The following is a 25187-nucleotide window of genomic DNA, read 5'->3' as shown; positions in this document are numbered from 1 at the left end:
AACAATCTGGAACCGCCCAAATGCTGAAAAAATCTCCCTACACTGCCATTTTTATACTTCTATCAATATTGATGGTAAGCGCTTGCTCACGCCATAGCATCTATGACACCGCCATCGGCTACGAACGCTCCGCCGCCGGGCTTGAAGCAGACATGATTACCGTGGGTGAGCTTAGCATCGCCTACCTAAAAAACGCCGAAGCCAACGAAGGCGACACCATTGTTCTGGTGCACGGGTTTGGCGCCAATAAAGATAACTGGAACCGCATCGCCCGCGAGCTCACGGACGACTTCAATGTTTATGTCATAGACTTGCCCGGGCACGGTGAAAGTAGCAAGCCTCTGGATTTGGGGTACCGTATTGAGGAACAAGTTGGCCATCTTGCCCGCATTCTCGAGGCTCTTGATATCAACGAGATGCACATGATGGGCAATTCCATGGGGGGTGGAATAACCGCTTTGTACGCAGCCACTTACCCGGAGCAAATCAAAACAGCCGTTTTGTTCGACCCCGCTGGAATTTTGGACTACGAGAACGACATGGTCGGCATGGTGCTCGCTGGCGACAATCCACTCATCCCCAGCAAACCCGGTGATTTCGAACGCCTAATGGATTTTGCCATGGAAGAAAGGCCCTTTATTCCATGGCCGATACTGAGCGTATTAGAAGAAAAAGCCATCGCCAACCAAGAAGTAAACAAAGTGATCTTTGCCGCCATAAAAGAGGTTGGCATCACATCGGATTTCCGCGACGCGATAAACCGCATTGAAGATCCTGTGCTCATTGTTTGGGGTAAAGAAGATCGCATACTTGACTACCGCAACGGCGAGGCCTTTCAACAGGCTATTCCCGACTCGCAATTGGTAATAATGGAAGGCATTGGCCATGCACCAATGATCGAAGCGCCAGAAGAGTCCGCACGACTGTTCATTGAATTTGCCAAGGCACGTATTTTGAAGGCGAGCTGAGACAAAAGGGCAAGAGATTATGCCTTCATTGTCTTCAATGACCGAGGAAAACAAGGTAGCCTTACAGAGAAGCTAACTCGTTTTATCTGTCCTCTTAAAGAACCCCTCATGCCTGAAGCTATCTGGATTTCCTTGGCCTTTGTTCTTGGCCTTCTAATCAAGAGCATTGGCTTGCCGCCGTTAATCGGCTACTTGGGCGCGGGGTTCGTTCTCAGCGCTATTGCGGCCACTCCTTCCATTCCTCTCTATCCAGAACCTACAGCGGCACTCGCCCACATCGCACATCTGGGTGTTCTGCTCATGCTTTTTACCGTCGGCCTGAAGCTCAAGCTAAGGTCGGTAATCAGGCCAGAAGTGATCGGTGGCAGCCTGTTGCACTTTGGCATCACCTGTCTGGTGTTTGCACCCGGTCTTTACCTGCTATTGGATATCACATGGTACGTGGCCTTTATGCTGGCCGTTGCCCTGTCATTCTCATCTACCGTGCTGGCAGCCAAGGTACTGGAAAACAAGCGTGAGCTCAGAGCTTTTCACGGCCGGGTGTCTATCGGCATTCTGATCATGCAAGACTTGATCGCCCTTCTGGTGATGAGTCTGGCTGCAGGCCAAACGCCTTCGGGATGGGCGTTGATCGTCTTTGGCTTGCCACTGCTACGGCCACTACTGTTCAAACTGCTGGATGCTAGCGGGCATGATGAGCTACTGGTTCTTTTGGGCATGCTACTGGCATTGGTTCTTGGAGGCCTAGGTTTTGAAGCGGTCGGCCTCAGTTCTGAGCTGGGCGCCCTGATTTTCGGTGCCATTCTTGCAAACCACCCCCGCAGTCAAGAGTTGGCCAAATCGCTTTGGAGTGTGAAAGAGATCTTTCTGGTCGGCTTCTTTCTGCAAATCGGCATAGGAGGTCTACCAGACACCGATGCCATTGTGTTTGCTATAGTGGCTGCACTTGTGCTGCCGATTAAGGGCATTCTCTTCTTCTTCCTGATGTTACTGTTCCGCCTGCGTGCCCGCAGTGGCTTTCTCACTTCGCTGGCACTCACCAACTACAGTGAATTTGGGTTAATTGTTGCCAGTATTGCACTACCCGAGTGGTTGGTGCCCCTAGCGATCACAGTAGCATTGTCTTTTTTAATTTCGGCGCCACTGAACCGGCTTGCGCATCCACTTTACGAGCGGCTAAGCCCTCGCCTTGTGCGCTTTGAAAGCCAAAAGCGACATCCGGATGAACTCCCTATTTCTCTAGGCGACACTCGCATTTTGGTAATGGGTATGGGGCGAACCGGCACGGCTGCTTATGACTGGCTGCAAACCACAGAAGCAAGGCTGATGGCTTTGGATTCTGACCTTGCGAAGGTAGAGCGACATCAGGCACAAGGACGCAATGTTGTTTATGCAGACGCTGAAGACAATACCTTCTGGGAAGCACTACACATGCCCGCTGTCGAAGCGGTTGTACTCGCCATGAGCGATATAGAAGCCAAACTGATTGCCGCACGGATGCTGCGCAAACTTGGCTTTACCGGCTACATTGTTGCTCACACCATGTTTGCCGACGAGGCCGAACGCATATGTGAAGCTGGCGCAGACAATACGTATCTAACTATGAGTGAGACCGGGGTCGCCTTGGCCAGCCACCTTCTGAGCAGGATAACTCAGGCACCGGCTTTGCATTCTGAAAAAGCAAGCTGAACTCAGTTGCTTTTATTTCAGAGCACATGTTCGAAAGCCGACAAAGACGTCGTTTCTCTGGGGTAAGTATGCCTGACGGTAGGTGCCACGAATCAGGCTGGATGAAGAGGCACAACTGCCACCCCGGCTCACCTTGTGGCCCCCGAACTGCAGCGTGGACATGAACGGATACATGTCTACGCGAAAGCCGTCATAAGGCAAAAACTGACTACTGGTCCACTCCCACACTGTGCCGATCATTTGGCGGCAACCAAAAGGGCTGTCGCCCTCCGGATAATCGGTTATAGGGTTCTGTGCCATACCGCTAGCATTCATATCTGCATGCAAGGCATCAGGAAGTGTGTTGCCCCAAGGGTACTTACTGAATCGCTCACCTTCGCGATTCCCGAGCGCTGCGGCCTCCCATTCTTGCTCGGTAGGCAGGCGCCGCCCCGCCCACCGACAATAGGCTTCTGCTTCCCAATAGCTAACGTGGGTTACTGGGGCCTCCGGGTTCAGTGGCTGCCAGCGGTCAAATAAGCGCTCCTGCCATTGGCCATCATTCCAGCGCCAATAAAGCGGGTGCCGAGGTGCTTGTATCATCGGGGCTGCCACCCCGTGAACCAGCGCCACATCAACGTCTGTTCTCAGCCATTTCTGGCCACCAAACGACCAAAGCTCGGTTTTTTGGTAACCACCATCCTCTACAAACGCCATAAACTCACGGTTGCTTACCAGAAAACGGGAAATCGAAAACTCGCCCAAACGCACTAGGTGGCGGGGTTTTTCCGCATCGAAAGCAAAATCCTCCATGGCATACTGCGGCGAGTCCCCCGGCATGCCAATGTGCCAGTTACCGGCGAGAACAGTAACATCACGCTGCGCTGTGCTGGCTTGCAGCTCACCCGGTGCAGGGCGCTTGAAATCTGCACTGGGTGGCGGCTCGTAACCAACCGTCTGGCGGCACCACACTAGCGACTCTATGTGCATGTTCTGGTGAAAGATGGCGTATCGATATAGGTAAAGCTCACGGTCTGTCAGCGGGTTGAGCTCAATCCGCTTCGCCATTTTGTCGTACACATGATCAAAATAGGCCAAGGTTTTTTCAAGGCCGGGAAACAGATCTTTGCGCCAGCGATCTCGGTGATCAATATGGAAGGAGTCCCATAGATCATCCATGGAAGGGTCAAAGCTGGCATCGCCATCCAGAAGATTGAACACAAACACTTCATAGAAAAAAGCAGCGTGGCCCATTTCCCACAGCGGTGGGTTCACGCCTGGGTGATAAGGTACCTCAAGCTGCCGTTCACTCAATGATGTAATGAGTTCTCGCGTTCGTCGTCGCGTGTGCGCAAGCGCCGCCAGCAATTCAGCCTTGTGCATGTGCTCCGCTTTCATCATGGCTCCCAAGCTTGATTCATTTTAAACGGTCATGTCCAAACCAGCATAATAACCGGCACCGCCGCCACGGTGATCACAGCAGGATGGCCAAAACCGGCAAACAACTCTTCCGTGGGCACCAACCCGGTCACTGCCACCGCCAAGAGCGCCAGCATGGCAACCACATCAAAGCGCAGGCGGTTCCACACAAACATGGCAAGGGTGATTCCGAGCACCGCAAATACAATGCCTTGCTCGATACTCAAGGTCGATCTCCTGTTCCTTTACGAGTAACTGAATATAGCAAAGCCCAAAACAAAAACCCCGCGAACTGTCTCCAGTTGCGGGGTTTTTGTACTCCCGGAACAACTCCGGGAGCGGGTGCTATTAACCGTTCGATTAACCGAACTGGTTCATAGTGTTATCAGCACCACCAGCTTTCAGCGCAGCATCACCTGCGAAGAATTCCTTGTGGTCGTCACCGATGTTAGAACCAGCCATATCCTGGTGCTTAACTGTGGCGATACCCTGACGGATCTCTTCACGCTGAACACCTTTAACGTAGGCCAGCATGCCTTCGTCGCCGAAGTAGCCTTTGGCCAGGTTGTCGGTAGACAGGGCCGCAGTGTGGTAAGTCGGCAGAGTGATCAAGTGGTGGAATACACCCGCTTCACGTGCAGCGTCACGCTGGAAGTTAGCAGTCCACTCGTCAGCCAGTTTGCCCAGCTCAGTGTTGTCGTACTCTGCGCTCATCAGCTTGGCGCGGTCGTAGGCAGATACATCTTTGCCTTCTTCCTGCATGGCATCAAATACCTGCTGACGGAAGTTCAGAGTCCAGTTGAAAGACGGGCTGTTGTTGTAAACCAGCTTAGCATCAGGAACTTCTGCCTTGATGCGGTTAACCATGGCAGCGATCTGGCCAACGTGCGGCTTCTCGGTTTCAATCCACAGCATGTCTGCACCGTTCTTCAAGCTAGTGATGCAGTCCAGAACAACGCGATCTTCACCAGAACCTTCTTTGAACTGGAACAGGCCGGAAGCCAAACGCTTAGGCTTCAGCAGCTTGCCGTTAGACTTGATAACAACGTCGCCGTTCTCGATCTGGGAAGCGTCTTCGATGTACTCACCATCGATGAAGCTGTTGTACTGGTCACCCAGGTCACCCGGCTCGTTGGTTACAGCGATTTGCTTGGTCAGGCCAGCACCCAGAGAGTCGGTACGAGCAACGATAACACCGTCGTCCACACCCAGCTCAAGGAACGCCAGGCGTACAGCGTTGATCTTGGACAGGAAGTCGGCGTGAGGAACGGTTACTTTACCGTCCTGGTGACCACACTGTTTCTCATCAGAAACCTGGTTTTCGATCTGGATGCAGCAAGCACCCGCTTCGATCATCTGCTTGGCAAGCAGGTAGGTTGCTTCATCGTTACCGAAACCGGCGTCGATGTCTGCAATGATAGGTACAACGTGAGTTTCGTGGTTGTCGATCTGCTTGATCAGCTCTTCTGCCTTGGCAGTGTCGCCCGCTTTTTCAGCAGCTTCCAGATCGCGGAACAGGTGGTTCAGTTCCCAAGCATCTGCTTGACGCAGGAAAGTGTACAGCTCTTCGATCAGGCCAGAAACAGCGGTTTTCTCGTGCATGGACTGGTCAGGCAGAGGACCGAACTCGGAACGCAGAGCGGCAACCATCCAGCCAGACAGGTACAAGTAGCGACGCTTGGTGTTACCAAAGTGCTTTTTGATAGCAATCATTTTCTGCTGGCCGATAAAACCGTGCCAGCAACCCAGAGACTGGGTGTACTTGGAAGAATCGGCATCGTAGGCAGCCATATCTTCACGCATAACCTTTGCAGTGTACTTAGCGATGTCCAGACCAGTCTTGAACTTGTTCTGGGCGCGCATACGTGCGGCGTGCTTAGGGTTGATGGCGTGCCAAGTCGGGTTTTGCTTCACAATGGAAGCAATGCTATCGATGTCTTTTGCGTAAGGCATAATCTCGATCCTTTGTGTGAACGACGGTTGTGATGACTGGTTTCCGGGCAATGCGACCTATGGCTTGCCTGATTTTTCGACTATGTTATTAGCTTCAAATTCATAATTGAAATTTATATTATGTATTTTCGGCATTTCCAATATGAATGATGAAGGATGCGCGCAACTTAAGCTGAAAGCTCTCTTGAAGCTGATCATTTTCACCCCACAGCAACATGCTATGATTCAATCACTTGATTGATATCACAGATGCAAACACCCACAGATACCAGAGGTATTGAGTGTTCTATATCCGCGCTTTCGGCCATTCACTGCTGCACGCGCTGAAAAATCTGCTGCCGATCGTGGTGGTGGTTGCCTTTTTTCAGTTGGTGGTTTTACAGCAGATTCCCGACAACACACTGAATATGGCCATTGGTTTGCTGGTTGTGGCAGTTGGCGTAGCGCTGTTTCTTCAGGGTCTGGAGCTAAGCATCTTCCCCGTTGGCAAAAGCTTGTCTAACCAGTTTGCCAAAAAAGGATCTGTGCCCATCTTGCTCTCTTTTGGCTTTGCCATGGGATTTTCAGCCGTGGTGGCCGAGCCGGCTCTGATTGCCGTGGCCCAGCAAGCCCAAGATATCAGTAACGGCAAGGTCGACGCGCTCACCCTTCGTTTACTGGTGGCCACCTCAGTGGGCATGGTCATAGCACTCGGCGTATTCCGCACCATCATCGGCTATCCGCTGCACTGGTTCATGATAACCGGATACATCATCGTGGTTGTCGTCACCTGGTTTGCCCCTGAAGAAATTATCGGCCTAGCCTACGACTCCGGCGGGGTTACCACCAACATTGTAACAGTGCCCCTGATTGCCGCTTTAGGTATAGGTCTGGCCGCATCCATCCGGGGCCGCAACCCGCTAACTGACGGCTTTGGTCTGGTGGCTCTGGCGGTGATGGTGCCGATGATAACTGTACAACTGTATGGCATTTTCGTTTACAGCGGCGGCGCTGGCGAAGCTGTGGAAGCGACCGTACAGACCAGCGATCCGACCCTCTCGGCCCCGTTAAATGTGTTGCTGGATATAGCCAGCATGGTCCGAGACGTTCTGCCAATCATTATCACCATTCTGTTCTTCCAGTACATTGTGCTGAAACGCGGGTTATCCAACCCACCAAAAATTCTGTTTGGCTTCCTACTGGTGATCTTCGGCCTCTATGCCTTCGTAGTCGGCCTAAAAATGGGCCTGTTCCCGATTGGCACCAGCATGGCAGAGCAATTGATCAATCTGGAACAGTTCGGTTTTGTCTACCTGTTTGCTTTTATGATCGGCTTTGCCACCACCATGGCGGAGCCGGCCTTATTGGCAGTCGGTAAGCAAGCGGAAGAAGCCGCATCCGGGGGCATCAATGGCAACGTAATCCGGCTTCTTGTTGCCCTCGGCGTCGCTATTGGCATCAGCATCGGGGTGCATAGAATCATCGTCGGTGGTTCCATGCACTATTTCATTATGGGTGCTTACACCATGGTGATTATACTCACAGCCTTGGCACCCAACTACATCGTTGCTCTGGCCTACGACTTGGGCGGCGTCACCACCTCAGAGGTGACCGTGCCCTTAGTAACCGCACTAGGCATTGGTCTGGCCGCCAACATTGAGGGTCGCAGTGTCCTGATTGACGGTTTCGGCCTCATTGCTTTCGCTTCTATCTTTCCTATTGTTACCGTGATGCTCTACGCCATTATCATGCAATGGCGAGCAGATCGCAGAGAGGTGCACACATGAAGTTTTCCGTTCTCGTTGCTATAGTTCCAGAAGAACAGGAGCAGGAATGTATTGATTCCGCCCGCGAGCTCGGTGCCGGCGGCATCACGGTGATGTCCGGCCGAGGGATCAGCAACAACGCCAAAAAGACGTTCTTCGGCCTAGCCTACGACGGCAGCCAAAGCGTTCTGTTGATGGTGCTTGAAAAGCGCTTATCCCTGCAGATTTTGAAAGCCATTCAGAGGCTATTAATGCCAGCGGAAAACGACTCCCGAGGCATGGTATTTTCCCTTCCATTGGAACATCTTGGCGGCATCGACATGTCCCAGTTCCAGAAATTTGAACAGCACTTAAAAGAAGATATCTAAGGAATTTCAGGCATGAAACTGGTCAAAGACGTAATGATTAGTGATGTAGTTTGTGTGTCTCCCTTTGCCAAGCTGCGGGAAGCCCTAAGCCTGATGAAGAGGCACAACGTCAAGTCACTGGTTGTTGAAAAACAGCACCCCAACGACGGTTACGGCTTGATTACCTACACCAATGTACTGAAAACCGTCATTGCAGAAGCGAATGATATCGACTTGCTGAACGTATACGACGCCTGCGCAAAACCGGCACTAAGTGTCGGCAAAAGCCTTGCCGTGCGTCAGGTAGCGGCACTGATGACTGAGCATAAAGTGAAGCGTATTTTGGTCCTGGAGGACAACGAGTTGCTAGGCTTTGTCACCATGGACGACATCATGACGGCCTTTCTGGAGCAAGTGGAATAGCATCAGGTACCCAGCACGGGGCTTCAACTGGCGGACAAAACCACAAGCTGGTCGCCTGATTGCAACTCCAGATAGTGATCCCGGGGCGGATTCAACATCAGGTGCCGCCCCCGCTCGTCGGCATTTGTCCGGAATACACCTAGTGCAATCTCTCCTCGCTCGGCGACAATTTTTTCGAGCAGTTTGAAATCAGCACTAGCAGGCAACGGGTAATCGTGCGGGTCACGGAATTGAATTTCGGCGCCACCCACGGTAAACAACTCATCCAGAACCACCCGAAATTCTCGACGCAGGGCGACTTGAGCCAGCACATGACTCAGAATCATCGGGCTGATCAACATTTCACTCTGATGGCCATACAACAGATGCCGATTGTCGGGATCGCTCAACTCCAAAATCACCTGAGGCCTGCGCGGTGATTGAGCCAAAATATCCTCCAGTTGCAGATAGCCCACCATGGCGCGGGCGTCCGCCTCTTCATCGGAACCGATACGGTCGCTGCTAAGTAGCATGACAGTATCGTAACTGGCAGGGTCCAGATTTCTTAAGTCCTCTTCCACCATGTAATCGGCTTCCAGCAGGCGACCGTTAATCTTGCCCAGATCAACACCATAACGAGCAATTTCCCATTGGCGCTCTTCCAGGGGTATGGACGACACCATGTCCAGTTGAAAGTGACGACCATTGTAGCTGCCAAATTCCGTAGACAAACTGGGTACTCGGCGATTCCAGCCAAGCACCAGCACCCGGTGAGTGTTGGATTCCGGCCGCTCAACAGCCTGTGCACTTGTCCGCTTGATGCTAGCCAGAGGCTGTGCTTTCGGGTCGGCACTGGTGTGCTGATAATCGCTAGCGAGCAAGACAACTCGATCTTCATTTCGAATGAGCGTGTCTGACGACGCCAACAAATTCACTTTCCAACCGCCGCATTCAGCAGGGTGTAAAAGACCCAGTACAACCGCATGGGGTCTTTGAGTTGCCAACTCCGACAGGGTAAGGCCCTCTGCAGTTTCACCACCGCGCACGAAGATTTCGCTACCCTCACCTGCAGTCAGCAACTCGTTGTAGACTTCCGAAAGGTTGGGATGAAGGACGTTCTGTACCATGAGCCTGCTGATGGTGGCGTCGCCAGCCACTACTTCCACAGCACCGGGGTAGGCTCGTTCAATCACCGACAATTTGCGCATATCCTGAATTTCAGCAACCACATAGGGTAGCGGCGCACTCAGGTGCCGGGCCTGGGCCGCAATAGACAATAGAGCTTTTACCGTTTCGATATCGGAGGTTACCAGACTGCCAGCGTGATGGGTCTGGCTGGGCACAATGACTGCGGCTGCGTCCAGACACGCCACCCGGTGCAGGGCATCCGGCTGAATGGCGGAACCACTTCGCAGTATGACCTCGCGGGCACGGCGGCCCACCCCCGGCTCGTTTTGCAACTCGTGCAACTGTGCTGCGCTGGCCTCTTCCGCCAGCACCACCAAGCGCAGTTTTTGGGTGGCGTGTTTTTCGAGGAATCGCTGCATACGCCCAGACGCCCCAAACAATTCTGACACCAATGGCGGCGTCTGGGCCGTCCAACCCAGCACGACAACATGATTTTTCAGAGTGACCGGCGTCAGCCCACGCTCTAGCTCTTCCATCTTGGCAATCAACCAGCGAGTCAGAATAGCCACCAGAGTGCCCATGAACACTACGTAGCCCAGAATCGTCAACGCCGTTGAGACGATTCGCTGCCAGACACCAATATCGTCACCCAAGTAGCCGGGATCAGTGAGCCTTAAAAAAGCCCACCAGACAGCAGAGCCCGGATCATCAAACTCACCGCCCTGCGGAACCACCAGCAGCCCCCCGATGAGCGAGATAAGGCCGATAAAAATACCTACCACCAGAAGTTGGAAGCCTGCACCCTTTACCAGCTGTCGCTCAACAATAAACTTCACACGGTCGACGACGCGAAACGGCAGCATGGCGGTTTTTTTCATCAGTTAGGTCCGATGTGCACTGAGTTGGGTTCGGAAGGCGATGAGCTTTGTGGGGCGATAGATGACAATGGCAGTGCCAGTGCTTCCCGCAGCGACGAAGTAAATTGTAGAACCCCGTCCACTGGGCCCAAACCACCTCGGGCTAGTGTGCGCTGGGGCTGGGACTGCAGATCTGCAATCACAATACGGGTGCCGTTGTTCTGGCAGGTTGCTACCAACTTATTGAGGGCAGACAGTCCACCCGCATCCAGAACGGTAACGCCATCCATATATAGAATAAACCCGTCCACGTTGCGAGACAGCTCCGCTAGCTCTCCAAAAATACGGTCGGCCGCCGCAAAAAACAGCGGGCCGTTGATTTTGAAAACCTTCCAGCCAGAGGGAAGATTTTCATCGCTCACCCGCTTACCGGTTGTGATATCGGTTACTTTCGTCATCTCCGCCATTTCCCGCATGAACAGCACGGCGGCCAACAGAACACCTGTGGTGATGGCAATCACCATATCCAGAGCCACAGTAAGGGAAAAGCAGGTAAGGAAGACCAATACATCGCTGCGCGGTGCGGTTTTTAGAAGATGCACAGCCTTGGGTGCCTCACTCATGTTCCACGCCACCATAATCAGCAAAGAAGCCATGGCAGGCATGGGCAAATAAGCGAGTACGCCGGCCAGTGACACCAGCGCCAACAACACCACAAGCGCATGGATCATAGCGGCAACCGGCGATTCCGCACCAGCCCGGTAATTGGCAGCAGACCGGGCAATGGCAGCCGTAGCGGTAATGCCTCCGAAGAAGGGAACAATGATATTACCTAACCCCTGCCCCATCAGTTCGCTGTTAGCACTGTGGCGCTTGCCGGTCATGCCATCAAGCACAACGGCACAAAGCAGGGACTCGATGGCGCCCAGCATCGCAATGGCAAAAGCCGCCGGTAGCAACTCGCGCACCATACTCCACGAAAACCCAAGAGGGTTACCGTTCACGTCAGCCTGCTGCCAGGGCCAAGAAAACTCCGGCAAAAAAGGCGGAATACCTGCACCAACGCCACCTCCAGGCAACAAATAGCTGAAGCGCGAGCCAATGGTATCCACTGCGGCACCATTGGCGTTCAGCCAAGCCGCTAACAGGCTACCAATGATCACCGCTGGCAAATGCGGTGGAACAGGCGTTTTCAGGCGCGGCCAAAGCAGCATGACCACAAGCGTAACCACCGCAACCAGAGCACTCATACTATCCAACGCCGGAAGATTCTGCGCCAGCACCGCCAGCTTGTCCCAGTAATGCTCTGGCATACTCTCCACAGACAAGCCAAAGAAGTCTTTCACCTGTAGCGTTGCAATGACCACTGCAATACCACCTGTAAACCCAAGGGTGACGGATTCGGGGATGTATTCAATGAAGCGCCCCAGCCGCATGAGCGCCATAACGATTAACAACACCCCGGACATCAGGGTTGCCAGCAATAGGCCACCAAGACCGTATGATTGCGCGATGGGGTAAAGGATAACGACAAAAGCCGCCGTAGGGCCGGAGACACTGAACCGGCTACCGCCCGTTAGCGCTATAATAAACCCGGCAATAAACGCCGTGTAGAGGCCATACTGTGGCGCAACGCCGCTTGCAATCGCCAACGCCATGGCCAACGGTATTGCAATAATGCCCACCGTAACACCGGCCATTAAATCCCGTAGAAAGCGGCGGCTGTTATAGGGCTGATCAATACAGGCTTCACGGAAGGCGTGGGCAAGCCGCAATGAAAAAAGATGAGCGCGATGGGGCATACTGACCTCGTGTCTGAGAATACATGCAAGTAGCGAGGCCCTACATCATATATAATTTCGCCATGAAAAGTTTATCCATCGCCACGCTGGCTTTATTGATTGGCAGCCTCACGGGGTGTGCAACCATGCTTTTTTCCAGCAAAGATAATGCGGATACAAGGCCAGAAACCCTTTATGAGTGGCGTTTGAGCGATGCCAGCACAGGTATGGTATTGAGCCTAGAAGCACTTGCCCAAAAGCTGTCTCGGGCTGACGTAGTGGTCATAGGTGAATACCATGGGCATCAAGCCGCACACCTACTGCAATCGCAAATTCAAACAGCTCTTTACCGCCAGCAGCCGCAGCAGGTGCTGTCTATGGAGCAGTTTAATCTGGATAACCAAGCGGCTGTCGACGCCTACCTGAGTGGCAAAACCGGTGAAACCGAATTTATAGAAGACAGCGATGCCTGGCCGAATTACCGCGCCTCCTACCGCCCACTGGTGGAATTTGCACGGCAACATGGCCTGCCAGTTATTGCCGCCAACGCCCCCGCAGCCATGGTGCGCTGTGTCGGCCGCACAGGGCCGGAGCATCTTAATCAGCTGCCAACCAACGAACAGGCGCAACTACCCAACAATCCATTCATGGACACGCCCGCCTACCGGGAAAAATTCGACGCCACCCTTACCAGCAGCCACGGCGCAGCAGACGACGCCATGCGCGAACGCATGAACAACACCTACCATGCCCAACTGCTGCGAGACAACACCATGGCAAGCCGCATACTCGCTGCCCGGAAAGCCCACCCTCAGGCCCAGATCATCCACACCACCGGCACATTTCACAGCGAAGAACATCTGGGCACCGTCGCCTTGCTGAAGCAACGGGCGCCGAATATTTCGGTTGCCGTGATTTCACCGGTAGTATGGCCGGCAGATGCCGAGACAGCACCACTGCATGAGAACCAAAACAAAGGCGATTTTCTTTATTTTATCCAGCCTTTGCCGACAGAGTTCGTTGATGAAGACCGCGAACACAAAGCAATGTCTGCAAGGTTCAAACGCCCCTCTGATGACACCTGCCCGGGAGACTCTCCATGAAAGTCATAGCTGCCCTAATTCTGGGCTTAAGTGCCATCATGTCAGCCTCGCTGATTAGCGATGGCCTCACCGACCTGCGTACCGGTGATCGCTACGTAACGGTCAAAGGTGTTGCAGAACGGGAAGTAAATGCCGACCTAGCCCTGTGGCCAATCCGCTTTGTTGCCACCGGGGTTAGCCTAAGCGAAGCTCAGGACAAAGCCCGCAGCAGCCGCAACGCCATCATGGCATTCCTGAAACTGCAGGCCATCGGCGATAGCGCCGTGGAACTGCAACGGCTGGATGTGACCGACACCCGAGCCAACCCTTATCAGGACAACAATAGCCAACAGAAATTTATCATCAGCCAGACTCTGATGGTGCGCAGTGAAGATATCGAGAAAATCCGCCAAGCCGCACAAGGCGTAAGCGAACTGGTGGATTCTGGCGTGGTGCTCTCTTCCGACTATGGCCCAAGCGGCCCAACCTACTTGTTCAACGGCCTGAACGACATCAAACCAGACATGATTGCTGAAGCCACGGCATCTGCCCGAGAAGCCGCCAGCCAATTTGCCGAAGATGCTAAAACCGAACTGGGCGACCTACGCCGAGCCAATCAAGGCGTGTTCCAAATACTGGCCAGGGATCAGGCTCCGGGGGTTTCAGAGCAACAACATCCGGTAAAGACCGTGCGGGTAGTTTCTACCGTTGAGTACTATTTGCGATAGCTTATAGAGGTGCCAGACAGTGACCCTGCAGTCACAATCGAAAGAACCGTTTCAGAGTCATTCCACGCCAGATACAGGAATGGGCAAAGCGGCGTTGATATTGAACGGGTGAGACAGGATCAAATCCAAGCCCGGAGGCAGGTTGTCCGCGCAATGATACGATACTTCAAAAACCTGAGGCGTCGGTGATGAAAATACGTAAAGCGGAAGCGCCTTCTAATTTTACGTTGAGTTTTTTCCGGCTTTATTGGACTCTGTTTTACTGTGAGTGATGGCACCTGTTACAGAGATTGCTCAAGGCGGCTGCGTCAGCCGAAAAAGCGAGTGATGCGGAGTTATTGCAACAATGAAGACGTCACGCGATTACAAAGCTCGACAGCTTAAGACCCCATAAGACATTGTTATTAAACAATATTTTTTGGCGAAATCAGGTTAGAGCGGAGTAAATTATGGAAGTCACGTTTGTGCCGTAAAAGTTACTTCCGCCTAACACGCTGTTATGTTTCCGCGCCGTAGAAAGTCTTGCTGGATCTTTGAAGGAATATCATGAGCTTTTTTCATATTGTTGTTGAAACCAATGAAAAGAACAAAAATGGACACTTCATCAAGGTTATTGAATGTGACCGCACGGACCTAGAAGAAATTAGAGATGAAATAATCCGACCTTACGTGCTAAGAGATGAAATCCTTGTTGACGGCGCCTACCTTGAATTTAGCAAGATACGTTCGCTCAAGATTAAGCAAACAGAGAGGGACGCTTCAGGCACGGCTGATGTAGCGAACAGTAACATTCCTCCAAATTTCATTGTGTTTCTGTCTACCGAAGATGTAATAAGTGGCGATGGCTACACAACTGATTTAACGCGTAATTTAATAAAGGAAGTAAAAGACTCTGTCGCTAACGAGTCGAAAAAGGAAGCTCCGCCAGTTAATTTGGCGTCGGACAATAAGAAAGTTTTTGTTGTTCATGGTCACGATAGCGCAGCTAAATCAGAAATGGCTCGTTTTCTCGAAAAGGCGAACTTGGAACCAATCGTGCTGCACGAGCAAACAAGTTCAAGCCGAACGATTATTGAGAAGATTGAGGCAAATAGTGACGTTGGATATGCAGTTATCTTGTATACACCGTGTGACATAGGTGCCAAGAAATCCGAATCCCCTGAACTAAAATCTAGAGCCAGGCAAAATGTTGTATTCGAGCATGGATACTTTATAGGTCGGCTGGGGCGCCCAAGAGTTTCGGCTTTGTTAGTAGATGGTGTTGAAGCGCCTAATGATATAAGCGGTGTCGTCTACATTGATCTAGACCTTAGAGGTGCTTGGAAGCTTGATCTAGCAAAGGAGTTAAGGGAAGCAGGATATACAGTTGACCTTTCTGCTTTATTGTAAACATAACAAATGGCTGTTGTCGGACGCACCTACGCTAGCGCTCCGGCACGCCGCAAAGCCAACGCGTTAATACGTAAATACAGGAGGTCACATGCAACGGATCGCAACACAAATTACTCTGCGGGTTAATCTGCTCTTTCTATCCTTGATTCCTAGCATTGCTCTTGCCGACAACTCGGCTCCTGAAGACTATCTCGCCAATAAACCGCTGGTGTTGGAGATTCGGTATTGTGAGTGTCAGGCTACACAATCGGATAGCTTACCCTCTGATTTATTGCCAAGCTTTCTGGAAGAATCGAGACTTTTAAGGGTTAGCGTATCGAGCAAGGATAAAGGCTTTGCCTCTTCCAGTGAGTTGTCCATAGGTTATGAACTCAAGCCAATCATGGGCTCGTCCGGCCAATTTCAGTTCAACTATGCTGGCAATTACACTACAAGCAATGGGAGCAGTGTTGGCACCGGGGAGTTGGTGTTGGCTCAGGGGCAGTGGGTCAATCTTTTCGGCTCGCAGCATGAGAATGAAACTGGATCGCAACACAACAACGTTGCGGTGCGGCTGGCTAACCTCGGAGGTTCCTGATGGTAGGTTTTAACCAATGCAGGCGCGGCGACGCCTCTCTCGGAACCGATGGCATGTCGGAAATATTCAATACCCGCCGAGACCTATTTCATACCTTATTGCCTGAAGCAACCACTGAGGAAATAGGCGATGGCTTTACGGGCAAACTACTTCGACCTCGCATCCAAAGCGATGCAAATCCTGATGAATCAGGAAAGCTATTTACGTGAGCAATTTAACGCTTCAGACACAGTGACAACCGTGGTCTGGGAATTGGTTAAACTGCGAGTGTCGCAAATTAACCAGTGTGCTTTCTGTATCGATATGCACAGCAAAGATGCGCTAACTCAGGGTGAAACTCATAAACGTATCATTGGCTTAAGCGCGTGGCGAGATATGCCTCTGTATTCAGACGCAGAGCGTACTGCACTAAATTGGGCAGAGCATGTCACCTCTGGTAAACGGGTGGACGACACGAGCTATCAGAAGGTAATCGACGTATTGGGCGAACAAGCGGTTGTCGATTTGACCATAGCCATTAACGCCATCAACAGCTGGAACCGGATGGTAAAAGCATTTACGCCAGAGGTGGGCAGTTATAAACCAGCAAGCTTCCGTTAAACAGGCATTCGAGTTTCAGCTGTCTCAACCCTCGGGGCAGCTGGCTGCATTTGTCCAGGCGGTTTGGTCCGCTTCTGTACCCTGGCCGGGTTTGGTAAGGAAACCACTGTACTCGGATGCCGGCAGTGGCATTATTTTTAATCTTGCGGGTGATGTGGCGATTGGCGAGGAAGCTTTGCCGGAAGGTGTGATCCTGCTTCCGATAAGCACCAGGGCGGAGACCATTGTGCTGGCTTCCGGGGCGCAGCTAGCCGGTATTCGTTTCCATCCAGCGGTGGGTTATGGCGTCTTGGGGCAACACTATGACAAGCCCACGTTATTGTCACCAGAACACGATCAGCTATATCGCCTCTATCGGGTCTATGCTGAACTCCGGATGCAAAAAAGTAACGAACGCAAGGTTGATGCTCTGCACCGATGGGCCGACACAACTCTGGATGTCACCAAGGTTATTCCGGATCCTCTGCAGAAGGCACTGGCGTGTATCGAGCAAGACAAAGCTCCGGGGCAATTGAGTCAAAGCAATGACCTGAGCCAGCGACAGATCGAACGTTTGTTCAAGCTCTGGCTGGGGATGCCGCCCAAGCGTTATCAGCGTATATTAAGAATAAGAAAAGCAATCAGCTTTTTACGGATGCGAGAGAATGTCAACCTGGCCGATGTCGCCCAACAATTCGGATTCTGCGATCAGGCTCATATGACAAGAGAGTTCCGCTCCATTGCCCGTATTACACCGGGGCAGGTATAACAAGTGACCGCGGACATCTCTGGCTTTCGGCTTCATCCATTGAAGGGTCAAGACAAAGGGCGTTGGTCGATTTGGGTTAACGGAAATTGGCGGATGACGTTCGAATTTCAGGACGGCAACGCCTACATTCTTGATTATGGAGACTATCACTAATGACTATGCATAATCCGCCGCATCCTGATGAATTCATTCACCGTCTGGACTTCGAAGCAGCTTAACCAGTGGCTGTTGTCGGATGCGCTGGCGCTCCGCAAAGCCGGGCGTTATATCTATAGGATCTGCGAGTAATGAGTGAGCTGTTTGAGTTTGGTAAGGCGATATTGGCGAGTCAGCCCTTCAGCACCATGCTCGGTACTGAGCTTGAAATATTTGAACCAGGTACGGCTGTTCTTACACTGGTTGTGCGTGATGAGCTGAAACAGCAACACGGGTTCGTTCATGGCGGGGTTGTCAGCTACCTCGCCGACAACGCATTAACTTATGCGGGTGGATCTGTTTTGGGTGATTCAGTTACTTCCGAGTACAAGATTAATTACCTACGTCCCGCCTTGGGCGAAAAACTAGTAGCTAAGGCTACGGTATTGTCGTCGGGCAAAAATCAGGCGGTTTGCCAGTGTCACGTCATTGCGATTGGCGGCGATGGTGAGCGCACAGTTGCGGTTGCCCAAGGAACCATCAACAAAGTCAATCAAAAGATATAACCATCCGCATCAGTACGCAGTCGAATGGCGCCGCTTATGCACGCTTTATGAGGGATCGAAAGTTGACAGTGCGAGAGAGTGCTTTTGACTGGCACAGTGATCACATTACTGAAAGTACTCCGGTGACGAGCACCTATCGGAATACGCAGAATGTGCGCCGATTTCTGCAAGGGTGTTGCGGATCTGATTTCAGGTTTGACCGGGAATTTATGGCTTGGATAAAGAACGGAGAGCCCAAAACGATGGGCGAGGTGGCCATCGAGTGGCGGCAACGAAGCAAAAGAAAAGGGTAGAGCCCTGATGTGGTTGATGTTGAATCTGAACCTGCCGCACAGCAAGGTCATCAAGGTTGTTCCGGGCCGAAGCCCCTCACCGGGTGCTCTGGTCGGGCGCCGTCATCATCGAAAACACACCCGGATTTCACTTAGGAGCGTCACCGAGTAAAGCGGCTAGTTTTTTTCTATAGCCTTATAACGCTTCCGAGGCAAGGCACACCCTACTATGGCAGAATTATTAGAATTCGAGACTGAGAGACTGCGTTTGCGGCAATGGCGAGAAAGTGATTTCGAGCCGTTCGCAGCACTTAACGCTGACCCACAGGTTATGGAGTTCTTTCCCGAACCGTTGGGTCGTCAGGCGAGTAATGAGATGGCGGACAAAATTCGCTCGCTCATTGCGCGGCGCAGTTGGGGGTTCTGGGCACTAGAGGTTAAGGGTGTCGTGCCCTTTATTGGTTTTTGTGGGCTACACGTACCTACAGCAAGCTTGCCTTTTTCGCCGTGTGTCGAGATTGGTTGGCGATTATCGTCAGCCCACTGGGGAAAAGGCTATGCATCAGAGGCTGCACTTGGCTCGCTCAATGTTGCGTTTCACCGGCTGGCGCTACCTGAGATTGTCTCCTTTACCACCGTAGGCAATCGGCGGTCGCGCCGTGTCATGGAGCGCATCGGCATGAACTACAGTTGCGAGTTCGAACATCCCAGTTTACCCGAGGATAGTCTGTTGCGGCCGCATGTACTTTATCGGTTACGACGAGAACAGTGGGATGCAAAAGCCTAACCATTAGCTCCGGTTCGTTCCGGCCCCGGAGCTACGGCTGAGGAAGTCGAGAAGATAGAGAAACGGGTTAAGCCATCTCAATGGATGAAGGGCGCGAGGATGCTTTGGAGTGGTTTCACCCACGTCCGAGATATTGAATTTACCCATTATAAGCCGATTACCTATCCAGTTATGATGGATGGGATGTGGCCGGAACATTCATAACCATGTGCCAGAAGTTCGTAAACGACGTGTCTTACTGGCATGACAGCCTTCGAGATCTCGCAGAGATTGCAATAGATATAAGCTCTGGAGCCAGAAATTACGAATGCAACCTTCACGGAAGAACCTGAAGAGCTGCAGTTGTTGTTGCACAAAGACCCAAGCCCAGCCGTTAATTGGTAAAGCTATGGAACCTGTGATTCAAGAAGAATTAACCGGCTGCGGTATTGCGGCATGTGCCGCTCTTGCCGGTGTCAGCTACGCAGAAGCCCAGCAAAAAGCAAATGCACTAGGCATTTACGCGACAGACTCAACACTTTGGTCAGAAACAGAGCACGTTCGGACATTACTTCGTGAACTCGGCATCTCTGTTTCGCCCAAAGAAACACCTTTTGAAGCTTGGGAGTGTCTACCAGATAGGGCTCTTATGGCCATCAAATGGCGCATCGAACAAGGTAAGCCCTTTTGGCACTGGGTTGTTTTCATCAGGGAGCACGGCGAGGCGAAGGTACTGGACTCAAAAAAGGCACTGAAATCCAATACCCGTAAGGATTTCGGGCGCATCAAGCCCAAGTGGTACATTGAAATATTGAATTAACAAAGCCTCGCAGTACGCGATGCAAGCTCACCCTTACTCCGCGAGCACTATGAACAAAAAATCAGGAGTCACGGATGAATTTTATCCATATCCGCGATTACGGCTTGCCCCAAGCACTTCTGCCTTTTGCCCCGGTGTTTTACCTGTTTCGTGGAGCTTTTGGGCACAGTCGTCACGCTAATTCGCGATATACCGTTCGACTAGCCTATCGAGTTCCTCACTATGGAAAAAATCAATGCATTTCTTTGTATTGAACTCAACCGGAGCCTTGCCATCATAGTTCTTTTTCAGGAAATCGCGCCCCATCAAAGTAGCCTCTGTATAGGCTTCGATAGGGCCCGTTCCAAACTCAAGAAAACCAGCAGCGGTAGCGCTGGCATCCTTCCTTAATTCGGCGCCTTCGAACGCATCAGCAAGACAGGTGCTCAAGGCGTAATTTCTAAAAATGATTTCCGGAGGGTACATTGGAGTGCCTGAGCGATCAGCATTGGCACATGCACTCTGGGCAACAACAGCGCAAAGCAATAAAGCCTTTTTCATTTTAACTCCCAAAACAATGCTCTTCGCACCCTCGGAAAGTAACAGCTGCCGGAACAGGTAGCCCCATTTCTTTCTGAAACAAACGAGACCAAATCACCAACTCGAAAAATATACCAGTCGCCACTCTCACCAGAAGAAACTTTCCCTTCCATAGCGTGTTGCGCTATTGCTTAGTCACACATAGCAAACTGACTTTGGCCCTTATCGCTACTTGCAGCAGCCAACTGAGCAACTTGTATCAGCGCTGGCGTAACCACAAACTCGGCCCCGGTGCCTGGCCAATAGAAGTCAGCAACAAGGGCATCATCGTTATTCACGCACAATGTTAGCAACACCGGCTCTTCGGGAATCACCGTTTCCTCGCCTTTTTCTACCGCCATTGCATAGCTAATATCACCACGCTGTCGACCCCGGATAGGAGTGATGATCTCGGCACGGTAAATATGCCACACCATGTTTGGACTATTGGCAATGGCTACACTACTAACACTGTACACACGCACCACGGCGCTAAATTGGGTTTGCACTACGCTTTTTTGTAAAAAACGCTGCTGCGCATCAAGCGCTTCAGTGTTCAGCGGTTGCCCCGCGTAACTACAGCCAGCCTGCAAAAGTGCCGCTACCAACAAAGAAAAGGAGAAACACCTCATGCCGTTATGTCTCACTGCGAGCTATGGACCTTCGAGCTAGCATTGCAAGGGAACACCTCACTGAGTCTGCACCATCTCATCCGTCACCTGATACTCCCCCACCAGCCAGCGGAGGATTTCGCCAGCTGCAGGGTGGTCATAGGCGTCGTAGGTGCGTATTAGGCTTTGTCGTTTTTCCTCGCTGATGCGCCCCAAGCCCGCATCTTGCAACACCAGTAGGTCAGCATGAAGTTGGTCTGCAAATTCCCGCCCAAGCACTTCCTTTGCGGCATGGCGAAACGCCTGCCCATATTGGTATTCCGGCCCCTGTCGATAGGATTCGGCCAGAGTAATTGCGGGAATCGTGGTTAATGTTGGTTGCAAGGCTGGGTTGATGCCATGGCCTGCCAGATAGGCCGCATTCGCCGCTGGGCGGCCGGTAAATGCCCGCAAGTGCAAATGCCGCGACATGCGGTCGCCGTCGTTCACTGGGTAGTTATCCCAGAGCACTGGCTTACGGCCAAGCCGGTCGCCGACGCGCTTTAGGTGGCCGGGAGAAATCTCTCTTGAGCAGACTTCCTCGCCTGTCCAGAAAACTTGAATGTCGTGGTGCAGAAGTCGGCCAAGGGTTTCCAGATAGTCTGATGGGCGCTCACCAAACACCCGGTCCAGAACCGGATCATCGGAATAGTAGCTGGGGCATATTGAAAGAATGCGAACCTGAGTGCGTTCGCGAATCCAGTGCATGATTTCCGCTTGAGTTTCCGCAAGCGCGGGCGTGTCGGCCTTCATGTCGTCGAACAAAATGGCCAGTTCATCAATACCAATGCGGTCAAGCAGTTCTAGCTTCGCGGCGAGCGCAGTGCGGGCAGCTTCGTCAAAACAATTAAAGATTTCAAAGGGGCTCAGCCCTATACCAAACCGCAGCCCCTGCTTACGGCAAAACCGGCCGAACTCGGCAAGCTCCGATGTCATTTCCGGTGGATGAGGCTCTTGCCAGCGCCGACGCAGAAAAGCATCGGCCTTAGGCGCATACAAATAAAAGCCATAGCCATGCGGGGCCAACGCACGTACCAGTTGTTGCCGCTCTTGCCAGCTCCATACCGGCCCATAGAACCCTTCAATAATCCCCAGCGTTGTGCTCATGGCGCTCTCCCTGTTTATTACCACATGGTATACCTACGGCAAGCGAATGGTATATCCCACCCGTACTGCCTGCAGCCAAAGCAGGCTACTATAGAGAAAATTCCTACGGAAACCGCTATGAGTCCTTCTCAGACAAGGCTGGGCAGTCTTGATGCATTGCGTGGCCTCGCTGCTTTGGGGGTCGTGCTTTTTCATTACCTGCCCTATTACGACAAGCTTTTCGGCCATGGGTTCGACATTCCCCAGCTATTAACAGACACGCTCCTCTTCGGTCGATACGGCGTTCACTTGTTTTTCATACTCAGTGGTTTTGTCATTTTCATGACCCTTGAGCGCACTCGCAACGCCGCTTGGTTTGGATTGGCAAGAGCGGTTCGGCTTTTACCGGCACTGTGGACAGGTATTATTCTAACGTTCGTATCCGTGCACCTTCTGGGCCCGGAGAGCCGGGCGGTAAGTTTTGAGACCGCGTTGCTCAACGCCACCTTGCTGCACGAATACTTTGGTGCCGAGCATGTAGACGGCGCTTATTGGAGCCTCGTTGTAGAAGTCACTTTCTATAGCTGGATGGCACTGTTGTTTTATACGTTGCGCGACTGGTCAAAACTTCGCTTGGCGTTCTGGGTTTGGATGCTGGCGAGCTACGCTGGTGTAATTTGGTGGAAGCAAATACCTGAAGGCGTGGAATTTCTGGTCAAAGACCTGATGTTCGTGAAGTACGCTCCGCTGTTTATTGGTGGCATGCTGATATACCGTATTTACCGTTACGGCCGACCGATAATGGCAGACTCAGCATTGCTGGCTCTTGCGGTAGGCCACGGGCTCTTTGCCTATAAACTGCCTTACAGTTTGTTCGTACTCGGGTGTTTCACAGTATTTGCACTGGCCGTTTCCGGGCGCCTCAACTGGCTAGCAAACCGCCCCTTGCTGTGGTTAGGCAGTCTTTCATACAGCCTTTATCTGGTGCACCAAAACATTGGTTATGGCGTGATTAGCTGGGGCTACAGCGTAGGCCTGCCGGGATGGTTGGGCGTTAGCCTAGCGCTTGGCACAGCCTTTCTTCTCGCCTCGCTGATTCATTACACTGTGGAGAAACCGGCACTGCACCGGTTCCGAAGCTGGCGCAGCCGCGCTGAAACGGCTCAAACAATAGGCTCAGCAGCAAAAGCCGCTAAATAGACTAATCTGTGATCATTAAGCTGAATAAACACTCGATTGACGGAGTTTAGCCATGGAAATAAAAACCTTTGAAGACCTGATTGACTGGACCCGCCAACTGCATGCTCATTTGGCAAGGTGCCTGCACGACGCTGCTGAGAAGCACAACAATGAGCGCACCAGTGCGCTTATGGACTACGTTGCTAGCCACGAAGCTATGCTGGCAAAAACCGTGACGGAGTTTGAGAAGCAGGCTAACCCCAAGGTTTTACAAACGCGGCTTTATGATTACCAAAATCACAAACCGCTCAAACCTGGCGCGGCCTGCGACCCGAGGTTTACGACAATGAGCTTTGATGACATAGCCAAAGAGATCTTTGCCTTCCACGACCAAGTGATGGATCTGTACAAAACACTCATCGGCAAGGCAGAAATCGAAGGCGCAAAAACACTGCTTGAAGACCTCTTGTCCCTTGAGCAACACGAAGCCATGCAGCTGTCCAGCCAGATTGGCAGAATGAACGACCTTTGATTCGGTCTACGACCTATGTCGTAACAGGGCGTTTTTTCATTTTACTGACGCACAAGATACTTGATAATGTGAACGAGTCGTAAGGCCTCTCGAAAGAAGCTCAGGCTAGACCTATAAAAATGACAAAAGGACACAAGAGCAATGAAGATTCGTTCCGTTCTCTCTGCGGCGTTAATCACCGTGGCCGCTACTTTCACTTCTGCGCAAGCATTCGCTGAAGATACCTTTACTCTCAAAATGGCCGAAACCTGGGGCCCTAACTTCCCGATTTTTGGTGACACTACCAAGAACTTCGCCAAGTCCGTAGAGACCATGTCAAACGGGCGCATAAAAATCCGTATCGATTCTGCCAACAAGCATAAAGCGCCGCTAGGCGTGTTTGATATGGTTAAGGCTGGCCAGTACGACATGGGCCACTCCGCCTCCTACTACTGGAAGGGCAAGGTTCCCGAGACTCTGTTCTTCACCAGCATGCCTTTTGGCATGAACGCCATGGAACAGTATGCATGGTTCTATCACGGCGGCGGCATGGAGCTTATGCAGGAAGTCTATTCGCCTCATAACATGCTCTCCTTCCCAGGTGGCAACACGGGCGTTCAAATGGGCGGTTGGTTCCGTGAAGAGATCAAATCACTGGACGATCTGAAAGGCCTGAAGATGCGCATCCCTGGCTTCGCTGGTGAAGTCTTCGCTGAAGTAGGCGTTAACCCCACCAACATTGCACCGGGTGAGCTATACACCGCTCTTGAGCGCAACACCATTGATGCGGTTGAGTGGGTAGGCCCAGCTTTGGATTTGCGTCTTGGCTTTCAACAGATTGCTGACTACTACTACACAGGCTGGCACGAGCCATCCACTGAACTGCAATTCTTGATCAACAAGAAGGTTTGGGAAAAGTTGCCAGCCGACCTGCAAGAAATCATGCGAGTAGCAATGCGCACAGCTTCTTACGACATGCTGGTTCTTTCTCAGCATGCAAATGCGGAAGCCTGGGCCAACATCAAGAAAGACTACCCGAACGTGCAGATTAAGCAGTTCCCGCAGGATATTTTCCAGGCTATGTTCGACGCCAACAAAAAGCTGCTGAAAGAAGCATCTGAAAGCAACGAGCAGGCTGCTCGAATTGTAAAATCGCAGCAAGATTATTTGGAGCAGAGCCGCGCATATACCGATATTTCTGAGCGCGCATACCTGAACACCATGGGTACAGTAGAGTAAGATAGAGGCT

26 protein-coding genes and 1 pseudogene are annotated in these 25187 nt (G+C 51.9%); 19 read left to right on the top strand and 8 right to left on the bottom strand.

Features of this window, described 5'->3' with window-relative positions:
* The first annotated feature begins 20 nt into the window (after positions 1 to 20).
* The gene (locus KO508_RS05045) at positions 21 to 968 is read left to right on the top strand and encodes an alpha/beta fold hydrolase (RefSeq protein WP_216007194.1); all 948 of its coding nucleotides are present in this window, start codon (positions 21 to 23) and stop codon (positions 966 to 968) included.
* Positions 969 to 1076: 108 nt separating this feature from the next.
* The gene (locus KO508_RS05040; protein WP_216007193.1) at positions 1077 to 2657 is read left to right on the top strand and encodes a cation:proton antiporter family protein; all 1581 of its coding nucleotides are present in this window, start codon (positions 1077 to 1079) and stop codon (positions 2655 to 2657) included.
* 12 nt (positions 2658 to 2669) lie between these two features.
* Here the strand turns inward: KO508_RS05040 and senA are convergent, their stop codons facing one another.
* From senA to KO508_RS05025, 3 genes and pseudogenes are all read right to left on the bottom strand, one after another.
* Positions 2670 to 4034 carry a selenoneine synthase SenA gene (gene senA / locus KO508_RS05035; protein WP_252737816.1) on the bottom strand — a complete coding sequence of 455 codons (1365 nt, stop codon included), beginning with the start codon at positions 4032 to 4034 and terminating at the stop codon, positions 2670 to 2672.
* A 50-nt stretch (positions 4035 to 4084) separates the two neighbouring features.
* A pseudogene (locus KO508_RS05030) lies at positions 4085 to 4282 on the bottom strand (SLC13 family permease); the annotation flags it as partial.
* Between the two features lie 133 nt (positions 4283 to 4415).
* Positions 4416 to 6008, bottom strand: coding sequence for an isocitrate lyase (locus KO508_RS05025; RefSeq protein WP_216007192.1), 1593 nt, complete (start codon positions 6006 to 6008; stop codon positions 4416 to 4418).
* A 281-nt stretch (positions 6009 to 6289) separates the two neighbouring features.
* Here KO508_RS05025 and KO508_RS05020 point away from each other — a divergent pair, with 281 nt between their 5' ends.
* From KO508_RS05020 to KO508_RS05010, 3 genes are read left to right on the top strand one after another with little or no spacing between them, the layout of a single operon-like run.
* Entirely contained in the window at positions 6290 to 7774 is a 1485-nt protein-coding gene (locus KO508_RS05020; protein ID WP_216007191.1) for a DUF1538 domain-containing protein, read from the top strand.
* Entirely contained in the window at positions 7771 to 8121 is a 351-nt protein-coding gene (locus KO508_RS05015) for a P-II family nitrogen regulator (RefSeq protein ID WP_216007190.1), read from the top strand. Before KO508_RS05020 ends, KO508_RS05015 begins: the two co-directional genes overlap by 4 nt.
* 12 nt (positions 8122 to 8133) lie before the next feature.
* Positions 8134 to 8523, top strand: coding sequence for a CBS domain-containing protein (locus tag KO508_RS05010; RefSeq protein WP_216007189.1), 390 nt, complete (start codon positions 8134 to 8136; stop codon positions 8521 to 8523).
* Between the two features lie 23 nt (positions 8524 to 8546).
* Here the strand turns inward: KO508_RS05010 and KO508_RS05005 are convergent, their stop codons facing one another.
* A complete protein-coding gene (locus tag KO508_RS05005) occupies positions 8547 to 10493 on the bottom strand; it encodes a CASTOR/POLLUX-related putative ion channel (protein ID WP_216007346.1) in 1947 nt (648 codons plus the stop codon).
* Positions 10494 to 10507: 14 nt separating this feature from the next.
* A complete protein-coding gene (dauA, locus tag KO508_RS05000; RefSeq protein ID WP_216007188.1) occupies positions 10508 to 12289 on the bottom strand; it encodes a C4-dicarboxylic acid transporter DauA in 1782 nt (593 codons plus the stop codon).
* A 62-nt stretch (positions 12290 to 12351) separates the two neighbouring features.
* Between dauA and KO508_RS04995 the strand changes: the two genes are divergently transcribed.
* From KO508_RS04995 to KO508_RS04950, 11 genes are all read left to right on the top strand, one after another.
* Positions 12352 to 13371: a ChaN family lipoprotein gene (locus tag KO508_RS04995; protein ID WP_252737814.1), complete on the top strand. Its 1020-nt coding sequence runs from the start codon at positions 12352 to 12354 to the stop codon at positions 13369 to 13371.
* The gene (locus tag KO508_RS04990) at positions 13368 to 14078 is read left to right on the top strand and encodes an SIMPL domain-containing protein (RefSeq protein ID WP_216007187.1); all 711 of its coding nucleotides are present in this window, start codon (positions 13368 to 13370) and stop codon (positions 14076 to 14078) included. The genes KO508_RS04995 and KO508_RS04990 overlap by 4 nt, the downstream gene beginning before the upstream one ends.
* A gap of 546 nt (positions 14079 to 14624) precedes the next feature.
* Complete coding sequence (locus KO508_RS04985) at positions 14625 to 15467, top strand: TIR domain-containing protein (RefSeq protein WP_216007186.1); 843 nt, start codon at positions 14625 to 14627, stop codon at positions 15465 to 15467.
* Between the two features lie 91 nt (positions 15468 to 15558).
* Positions 15559 to 16047 (top strand): hypothetical protein, encoded by a 489-nt coding sequence (locus tag KO508_RS04980; protein ID WP_216007185.1) that lies wholly within the window; start codon positions 15559 to 15561, stop codon positions 16045 to 16047.
* 129 nt (positions 16048 to 16176) lie between these two features.
* Positions 16177 to 16647 carry a carboxymuconolactone decarboxylase family protein gene (locus KO508_RS04975; protein WP_216007184.1) on the top strand — a complete coding sequence of 157 codons (471 nt, stop codon included), beginning with the start codon at positions 16177 to 16179 and terminating at the stop codon, positions 16645 to 16647.
* A gap of 91 nt (positions 16648 to 16738) precedes the next feature.
* Positions 16739 to 17395 carry a helix-turn-helix domain-containing protein gene (locus tag KO508_RS04970; protein WP_252737812.1) on the top strand — a complete coding sequence of 219 codons (657 nt, stop codon included), beginning with the start codon at positions 16739 to 16741 and terminating at the stop codon, positions 17393 to 17395.
* 3 nt (positions 17396 to 17398) lie between these two features.
* Entirely contained in the window at positions 17399 to 17548 is a 150-nt protein-coding gene (locus KO508_RS04965; RefSeq protein ID WP_216007183.1) for a type II toxin-antitoxin system RelE/ParE family toxin, read from the top strand.
* A 134-nt stretch (positions 17549 to 17682) separates the two neighbouring features.
* Positions 17683 to 18096, top strand: coding sequence for a PaaI family thioesterase (locus KO508_RS04960; protein WP_216007182.1), 414 nt, complete (start codon positions 17683 to 17685; stop codon positions 18094 to 18096).
* A gap of 47 nt (positions 18097 to 18143) precedes the next feature.
* A complete protein-coding gene (locus KO508_RS18805) occupies positions 18144 to 18389 on the top strand; it encodes a DUF6434 domain-containing protein (RefSeq protein WP_252737810.1) in 246 nt (81 codons plus the stop codon).
* Positions 18390 to 18597: 208 nt separating this feature from the next.
* Positions 18598 to 19155, top strand: a complete 558-nt coding sequence (locus KO508_RS04955; RefSeq protein ID WP_216007181.1) for a GNAT family N-acetyltransferase — start codon at positions 18598 to 18600, stop codon at positions 19153 to 19155.
* Positions 19156 to 19543: 388 nt separating this feature from the next.
* On the top strand, positions 19544 to 19954 hold the full coding sequence (locus tag KO508_RS04950; protein WP_216007180.1) for a hypothetical protein: 411 nt from the start codon (positions 19544 to 19546) through the stop codon (positions 19952 to 19954).
* A 177-nt stretch (positions 19955 to 20131) separates the two neighbouring features.
* Here the strand turns inward: KO508_RS04950 and KO508_RS04945 are convergent, their stop codons facing one another.
* From KO508_RS04945 to KO508_RS04935, 3 genes are all read right to left on the bottom strand, one after another.
* Positions 20132 to 20494 (bottom strand): T6SS amidase immunity protein Tai4 family protein, encoded by a 363-nt coding sequence (locus KO508_RS04945; RefSeq protein ID WP_216007179.1) that lies wholly within the window; start codon positions 20492 to 20494, stop codon positions 20132 to 20134.
* A 170-nt stretch (positions 20495 to 20664) separates the two neighbouring features.
* Positions 20665 to 21144: a hypothetical protein gene (locus KO508_RS04940; RefSeq protein ID WP_216007178.1), complete on the bottom strand. Its 480-nt coding sequence runs from the start codon at positions 21142 to 21144 to the stop codon at positions 20665 to 20667.
* Positions 21145 to 21201: 57 nt separating this feature from the next.
* Positions 21202 to 22269, bottom strand: coding sequence for a beta-N-acetylglucosaminidase domain-containing protein (locus tag KO508_RS04935; protein WP_216007177.1), 1068 nt, complete (start codon positions 22267 to 22269; stop codon positions 21202 to 21204).
* A gap of 117 nt (positions 22270 to 22386) precedes the next feature.
* Here KO508_RS04935 and KO508_RS04930 point away from each other — a divergent pair, with 117 nt between their 5' ends.
* The 3 genes from KO508_RS04930 (at position 22387) to KO508_RS04920 (ending at position 25177) form a co-directional block, all read left to right on the top strand.
* Positions 22387 to 23448, top strand: coding sequence for an acyltransferase family protein (locus KO508_RS04930; RefSeq protein WP_216007176.1), 1062 nt, complete (start codon positions 22387 to 22389; stop codon positions 23446 to 23448).
* A 52-nt stretch (positions 23449 to 23500) separates the two neighbouring features.
* Entirely contained in the window at positions 23501 to 23959 is a 459-nt protein-coding gene (locus KO508_RS04925) for an ATPase (RefSeq protein WP_216007175.1), read from the top strand.
* Positions 23960 to 24100: 141 nt separating this feature from the next.
* A complete protein-coding gene (locus tag KO508_RS04920) occupies positions 24101 to 25177 on the top strand; it encodes a TRAP transporter substrate-binding protein (protein ID WP_216007174.1) in 1077 nt (358 codons plus the stop codon).
* The last annotated feature ends 10 nt before the right edge of the window (positions 25178 to 25187 follow it).

It is taken from the genome of Marinobacter salexigens, from assembly GCF_018860765.1.
Classification (GTDB): domain Bacteria; phylum Pseudomonadota; class Gammaproteobacteria; order Pseudomonadales; family Oleiphilaceae; genus Marinobacter; species Marinobacter salexigens_A.
Note: the sequence above shows the minus strand (reverse complement) of the source record. Positions and strands in the feature narration are given on the sequence as shown.